Annotated in this window: 6 protein-coding genes; 3 read left to right on the top strand and 3 right to left on the bottom strand. The window is 73.1% G+C overall.

The window, feature by feature from the left end; all coding sequences use genetic code 11:
- Positions 1-866, top strand: an 866-nt coding sequence (locus tag GRC12_RS40135) for a hypothetical protein (protein ID WP_208785395.1), incomplete at its 5' end; no start/stop codon positions are given.
- Between the two features lie 93 nt (positions 867-959).
- Here the strand turns inward: GRC12_RS40135 and GRC12_RS40130 are convergent.
- Genes GRC12_RS40130 through GRC12_RS40120 form a run of 3 tightly spaced genes read right to left on the bottom strand, consistent with a single transcriptional unit; the run spans position 960 to position 4669 of the window.
- Complete coding sequence (locus tag GRC12_RS40130; protein ID WP_208785394.1) at positions 960-2396, bottom strand: benzaldehyde dehydrogenase; 1437 nt, start codon at positions 2394-2396, stop codon at positions 960-962.
- 30 nt (positions 2397-2426) lie between these two features.
- Positions 2427-3605: a 4-hydroxybenzoate 3-monooxygenase gene (locus GRC12_RS40125; protein ID WP_208785393.1), complete on the bottom strand. Its 1179-nt coding sequence runs from the start codon at positions 3603-3605 to the stop codon at positions 2427-2429.
- A 17-nt stretch (positions 3606-3622) separates the two neighbouring features.
- Complete coding sequence (locus tag GRC12_RS40120; protein ID WP_208785392.1) at positions 3623-4669, bottom strand: LacI family DNA-binding transcriptional regulator; 1047 nt, start codon at positions 4667-4669, stop codon at positions 3623-3625.
- Positions 4670-4785: 116 nt separating this feature from the next.
- On the opposite strand from GRC12_RS40120, the gene GRC12_RS40115 reads away from it, so the two are divergent.
- Both GRC12_RS40115 and GRC12_RS40110 read left to right on the top strand, forming a co-directional pair.
- Entirely contained in the window at positions 4786-5478 is a 693-nt protein-coding gene (locus GRC12_RS40115; protein WP_208785391.1) for a TetR/AcrR family transcriptional regulator, read from the top strand.
- Entirely contained in the window at positions 5475-6605 is a 1131-nt protein-coding gene (locus tag GRC12_RS40110; RefSeq protein WP_208785390.1) for an FAD-dependent oxidoreductase, read from the top strand. Before GRC12_RS40115 ends, GRC12_RS40110 begins: the two co-directional genes overlap by 4 nt.
- The last annotated feature ends 326 nt before the right edge of the window (positions 6606-6931 follow it).

The following is a 6931-nucleotide window of genomic DNA, read 5'->3' as shown; positions in this document are numbered from 1 at the left end:
GCCCCCAGGCGCCCCCCGCCACGGGCGCCGTCCCCAGGGCGACCAGCGTCACGGGCCTTCATCTGCCCGTCGAGCGTTACATGCTGACGCCCTATCAGGCAGTGCAGGAGGAGTGGGTGCGCAGCGCGATGGTCAGCGCGTGCATGCGCGGCTTCGGTCTGTCCTATCCGGTGGCCGCCCGTCCGGCGCGGCACGGGCCTGCCGAGAACGCCTTCACGGTGCTGTTCCGGCGCTACGGGGTGACCGAGGCCCGAGGCGTTCGGGTGTGGGGTTACCACGTGCCACGCTCGGTCGGCCCGGCCGCCGGGGACGCCGTCTCGCCGGTCAAACGCCTCTCCTCGCCCGTGACGCGTGCGCTGCTGACCGGGGCGGACGAAGCGGGCCGGCGCGTCGGGCGCTACCACGGCCGCCCAGTCCCCTCGGGTGGCTGCCTCGCCGCCCCCGACGCGTCGACGGGCTCGGGGCTCGACGACCTCCAGGGGCCCGGGACCTCCGCCGACGGAATGGTCGCGGTGATCAAGGCGAACAGTTTCACCCAGTCCCGGGCCGACCCGCGGGTCAGGACGGCCGTGCACGCGTGGTCGGCGTGCATGAGCGCCCACGGTCACCGGCTCCGCGACCCGCTCAGCGCGGCGTCGGTCCCCTCGATGGACGCGTCGGCCGCGACCCACGCCGAGATCACGCAGGCCGAGGCAGACGTCGCGTGCAAGACGCGGACGAACCTGGTGGGCATCTGGTTCGCCGTGGAGTCCGCGTACCAGCGGGCCGCGATCCACGAGCACCGTGACGAACTCGCGTCCGTCGCCGAACGCCGCGACCGGCAGGCGGCGCGGATCGAGCGTCTCTACCGGTCGTACACCGGCTAGCGCACGGCCGGCGCAGGTTGCGAAAGCGGCGTCGTCGCCGAAGGGCGGCCTCGCGGGCGCCGCTTTCGCGACACGCTCTCGCGGGCCCCGGGCCTAGAAGGGGTACGGCGCCACGTCACCGCGTACGGTCGTCCAGCGCACGTCCGTGAACGCCTCCAGGTTGGCCTCGCCGCCGAAGCGGGCGCCGGTGCCGGAGGCGGCCACGCCGCCGAAGGGGGCCACGGCCTCGTCGTTGACCGTCTGGTCGTTGATGTGGACGATGCCGGTCGGAATGCGCTCGGCGAGGTCGAGGCCGCGGGCGGTGTCACGGGTGACGATGCCGAGTGAGAGGCCGTACTCGCCGGCCGAGGCGAGGGCCGCCGCCTCCTCGGGGGTGCTGAAGGGCCGTACCGGGGCGACCGGGCCGAAGACCTCCTCGGCGTAGGCGGGGCTCTGGTCGTCCACCCCTGCGATGACGGTCGGCCGGTAGAAGAGCCGGTCGTGGGTGCCGCCGGCGGCCACCTTGGCGCCGCGTGCCGTGCTGGCCTCGACGAGCCCGTGCACCTTGGTGAGCTGGGCGTCGTCGATGATCGGGCCGAGGTGGACCTGCTCGCGGTGCGGGTCGCCGACGGCGAGCGAGTCGGCCTTGGCCGCGAGACGCTCGACGTACTCCTCGTACAGGGAACGGTGGACGAGGTGGCGGCCGGTCGTCATGCAGATCTGGCCCTGGTGGAAGAAGGAGCCCCAGGCGGCCGTGGAGATCACGGCGTCGAGGTCGGCGTCCTCCAGGACGACCATGGCGGAGTTGCCGCCGAGTTCCAGGTGGACGCGCTTGAGGTGGCGTCCGCCGGCCTCGCCGACGGCGCGTCCGGCGGCGGTGGAGCCGGTGAAGGAGATGACGGGGACGCGCGGGTCGGCGACCAGGGCCTGGCCGACGTCCGGGCCGCCCGGCAGGACGTGGAAGAGGTTCTCCGGCAGGCCCGCCTCCGCGAGGACCGCGGCGAGGGAGAGGCCGCCGCAGACGGCGGTGCGCGGGTCCGGCTTGAGGACGACCGCGTTGCCGAGCGCCAGGGCCGGGGCGACGGAGCGGATGGACAGGATCAGCGGCGCGTTGAACGGGGAGATCACACCCACCACGCCCACCGGGACGCGCCGTGTGTAGGACAGGCGGGGCGCCTCGGAGGGCAGGACCTGGCCGGCGGGGCGGGAGGCGAGGGCGGCGGCCTCGTAGCACTCCTGGGCGGCGACGTGCAGTTCGAAGTCGGCCTTGCCGGGGATGGAACCGGACTCGCGGACGAGCCACTCCCGCAGTTCTTCCGCGTGAGCGGTGAACAGGTCGCCGGCCTTGCGCAGGACCGCGGCGCGGACGAAGTGCGGGGCACGGGCCCATTCCGTCTGGGCGGCACGCGCCGCTTCGGCGGCCCTGTCCACGTCCTCGGCGGAGGCGAGGGTGACGGTGGCGAGGGTGTCCCCGGTGGCGGGCTCCGTGACGGCGTACTCGGGCCCCGACAAGGGGTGGGACTGCCAGGTCTTGGGGTCGAGCAACGGCATGGCGGCTCTCCGTTTCGTCACCGGCGGGACTCAGGTCATGAGCGGAAGTCCCGTGTAGTTCGCGGCCAGTTCGGCCGCCGCGTGGCGGGATGCGGTGATACGGCGCAGTCGGGTGAGCTGCATCCGGTCCTCGAAGGCATCCCCATCTGGTTGAGCATGCAACATCTTAGTCATGTCGTACGAGAAACGCGTGGCCTGCCACACACGCTCCAGGCACGTGTCGGAATACGTGTCGAGCAGTCGCTCGGATCCGGTGCGGTGCAGTTCGGCGAAGGCGCCGGCGAGGACGCGGACGTCGGAGACGGCGAGGTTGAGGCCCTTGGCACCGGTGGGCGGGACGATGTGGGCGGCGTCGCCGGCCAGCAGCAGCCGGCCGTGGCGCATCGGCTCGTGCACGAAACTGCGCATCGGGGTCACGGACTTGGCGGTGATCGGGCCGCGGTCGAGGGTCCAGTCCCCGTCGATGGCGAAACGGGCGGCGAGTTCGTCCCAGATCCGGTCGTCCGGCCAGTCCTCGGGGTCGCTGCCGTTGGGAACCTGCAGGTAGAGACGGGAGACATGCGGGGAACGCATACTGTGCAGGGCGAAGCCGCCCCGGCCGCGGGCGTAGATCAGCTCCTCGCAGGAGGGCGCGACGTCGGCGAGGATGCCGAGCCAGGAGTAGGGGTAGCCGCGTTCGTAGGTGCGGCTCACTGCGACGGGGAAGGTGTCGCGGGAGATGCCGTGGAAGCCGTCGGCACCGACCACCCAGTCGCAGGTCAGCGTCTGCTCGCGGCCCTCGTGCAGAAACCGTACGACGGGTGAGGCGCTCTCGGGTTTCTCGATGCCCAGCGCCTCGGCCTCGAACAACAGCGGTGGCCCGTCGGCCAGTTGGAGGGCGACGAGGTCCTTCACGATCTCGGTCTGGGCGTAGATGGTGACCGTGCGGCCGCCGGTGAGGGTGGGGAAGTCGATGTGGTGGCGTTCCCGGTCGAAGCGCAGCTCGATGCCCTGGTGCACCAGGCCCTCGGCGTTCAGCCGCTCGGCCGCGCCGGCCTCGCGCAGGGCGTCGACCGTGCCCTGCTCCAGCATTCCGGCGCGCTGGCGGTGCTCGACGTACGCACGCGTCCTGGCCTCCAGGACCACGCAGTCGATCCCGGCGCGGTGCAGGAACCGGGCGAGGAGGAGCCCGGCGGGGCCGCCGCCGATGATGCCGACCGTGGTGCGCATGGGCGTCTCCCCTGGGTTCAGCTGGAGTCGCGGTGCACCACCGTGGCTCCGAGCACCTTGTGCGTCTCGGGCGCGGCGGCCGGGTTGCGCACCGCGCGGTCGACGAGTTCGGCGAGGTCGCGGCCGGACGGCAGCTCGATGTGGACCGTGCTCAGACGGGGCCTGAGCAGCCGGCCGAGCATGAGGTCGTCGGCACCGATCACCGCCGTCTCCTCCGGAACGCGCACCCCCACGTCCTGCAGGGCCCGCATCAACAGCATCGCGTACTCGTCGTTGTAAGCGAACACGGCGTCCAGGCCGAGTTCGCGCCAGCGGGCGGCGAGCCGCGCGGCGGACTCCTCCTCGTAGGCGAGGGACAGCTCGGTGACGGTGGCGTCGGTGCCGTCCAGGGCGCGGCGCACTCCTTCGAGGCGGGGCTGGGAGAAGACCTCCAGGCCGCCCTCCTCGGGTACGACGACACCGACGCGACGCCGGCCCCGGTCGAAGAGGTGACCGCCGGCGCAGTGACCCACGGTCGCGTGGTCCATGAGCAGGGCATGGGCGCCCTCGACCGCCTCGGGGCCGAGGGTGACGACGGCGCGGGCGCCGGAGCCCTTGAGCACCGCGACACCCTGCGGGCCCAGGCCGGCGCCGGGCACCAGAACGGCGACAGGGCGCAGTTCCGCCCAGGCACGGGCCGCCTCGTCGCCGTGCAGGCCGACGGTGCCGTACTGGACGACGGTGTAGTCGAGGCGGCCGAGCGCCCACTGCAGTTCGTTGATGAACTGGCTGTAGAGCGGGCCGACCGGGATCGTCGGGGCCGGCATCAGGACCATGCGGCTGTGTCCGGCGCGCAGGCTGCGGGCGGCGGCGTGCGGCACGTAGCCGAGTTCCTTGGCGGCCTCCTGGACGCGGCGCCGGGTCGGTTCGCTGATGCGGACGGCGCTGGTGTTGTTCAGGACGTAGGAGACGGTCGCGCGCGAGACGCCGGCCAGGCGGGCCACATCGGCGCTCGTCGGCACGGAGCGCGGTGCGGGCAACGCGGGCTCGGGCGTTTTCGATATCTGCACCATGACGTACCGCATCTTCGCAGAAGCGGAGGCGACTGCCCCGGTGGGGGCGGGATAGAGCCGCGTTCCGAGGGGACGAACATGTTCGTCACGAACTTGTTCGCAGCGAACATGTTCGGTACGGTTTCGTCATGACCGACCGACCCGACACCCCCCGCAGCCGTCGCGAGCGACCCGCCAAACCCGCCCTGACCAGGGAGGGCATCATCGCCGCGGCCGTGGCGATCCTGCGGGCCGAGGGCCTGGGGAAGGTGACCATGCGGCGCCTGGCGCAGGAGCTGGACACCGGCCCGGCATCGCTCTACGTGTACGTGCGCAACACCGCCGAGCTGCACGCGGCCGTCCTGGACGAGCTGCTGGGCACCGTCCGGCCGGCCCCCGCCGGGGGCGACTGGCGCGAGCGGCTGGAGCGGGTGCTCACCGCGTACACCGCGATGCTCTTCGAGCACCCGACCCTGGCCCGCTCCGCGCTCACCGCCCGGCCGAGCGGACCGCACTACCTGAACCTGATCGAAACCCTGCTGACCCTGCTCGACGAGGGCGGTGTGCCGCCCGCCCAGGCCGCCTGGGGCGTGGATCTGCTGCTGCAGCACGCCACCGCAACGGCCGCCGAGCATGTCGAGGAGGCGTCCGAGGAGGACTGGGACGCCCTGCGCCGCACCCTGGCCGGCGTGGCCGACCGCACCCACCCGCGCATCGCCGCCCTCGGCGGCACGCTGCTCGCCGGAGCCCCCGAGGAGCGCCTGTCCTGGGCGTTCCGGGCGTTGATCGCGGGCATCGAGCGGACCGCCGTACCCGACCGCCCCCAAGGAGACACGACATGACCACCCACCACCCGGTCGCGATCATCGGCGCGGGACTCGGCGGCCTCGCTCTGGCCCGTGTGCTGCACGTGCACGGCATCCCGGTCGCCGTCCACGAACTGGACTCATCCCCCGCCGCCCGTACGCAGGGCGGCATGCTCGACATCCACGAGGACTCCGGCCAGGTGGCGCTGCGCGCCGCGGGGCTCTACGAGGACTTCATGGCCCGTGTCCACCAGGGCGGGCAGGCCACGCGTGTCCTCGAGCCGGACGGGACGGTCCTCCTGGACCGGCCCGACGAGGACGGCGGCCGTCCCGAGATCGACCGCGGCGATCTGCGCGACCTGCTGCTCGGCTCGCTGCCGCGGGACACCGTCCGCTGGGGCGCGAAGGTCGCCGGCGCGCGGCCGGTGGGCGGGGGCCGCCACGAGGTGGCCCTGGCCGACGGCACCGCCTTCACCACCGATGTGCTGGTGGGCGCGGACGGCGCCTGGTCGACGGTGCGTCCGCTCGTGTCCGACGCCCGGCCCCGCTACACGGGCGTCTCCTTCGTCGAGGCGGACCTGCGGGACGCGGACGTACGGCATCCGGTGGGTGCCGAAGTGGTCGGCGGCGGCATGCTGTTCGCGCTCGGGGAGGGCCGGGGCCTCCTCGCGCACCGTGGGAGCGACGGCAGTCTGCACGTCTACGCCGCGCTGGAATGCGCCGAGGGGTGGCTCGACGGCATCGACTTCACCGACGTCGAGGGGGCCAGGACGCGGGTCCTCGAGGAGTTCGCCGGCTGGGACAAGGGCCTGCGGGCGCTGGTCGCCGACGCCGACGGCGCGCTGGTGCCGCGCCGGATCCACGCTCTGCCGGTCGGCCATCGCTGGGCCCGGGTCCCGGGCGTCACGCTGCTCGGCGACGCCGCGCATCTGATGTCCCCGTTCGCCGGCGAGGGCGCCAACCTCGCCCTGCTGGACGGGGCCGAACTCGGCCTCGCGCTGGTGGCGCACCCGGGAGACACCGAGACGGCGCTCGCCGCCTACGAGGAGGAGATGTTCCCCCGCAGCGAGCTCTCGGCGACGGAGTCGGCACACCAGGGCGAGCTGCTGTTCCGCGCCGACGCCCCCCGGCGCCTGGTCGAGATGTTCACCGCGCAGAACTGAGCCGGGGCTGAGCACGGCGGCTCCCCTACCGTCCTACCGCACGCCCGGTAGAGCAACCACGTACGAACGGTCGACCAGCCGCACGCACGGTCGAGCAAGGCTCCGGGCAGCGGCTCCACAGCGCCCCTCGGGCAACCAGCCACCCACACGACCCCACCCCGCCCAGCGCCAGCGCTCCGCATCACCTCACCGAGCAGGCTGAGCCAGGCCGAACACGGCGACTTCCCTACCGCCACCCGGCGACCAACCCCAGGCACGGTCGAGGCAGGCTCCGGGCGGCGATCCCGCAGTACCCATCGGCCAACCAGCCACCCACACGCCCCCAC

Source organism: Streptomyces griseorubiginosus (assembly GCF_017614965.1).
GTDB lineage: Bacteria > Actinomycetota > Actinomycetes > Streptomycetales > Streptomycetaceae > Streptomyces > Streptomyces griseorubiginosus_B.
The sequence above is the reverse complement of the archived record's forward strand: the minus strand, read 5'-3'. Positions and strand labels throughout refer to the sequence as shown.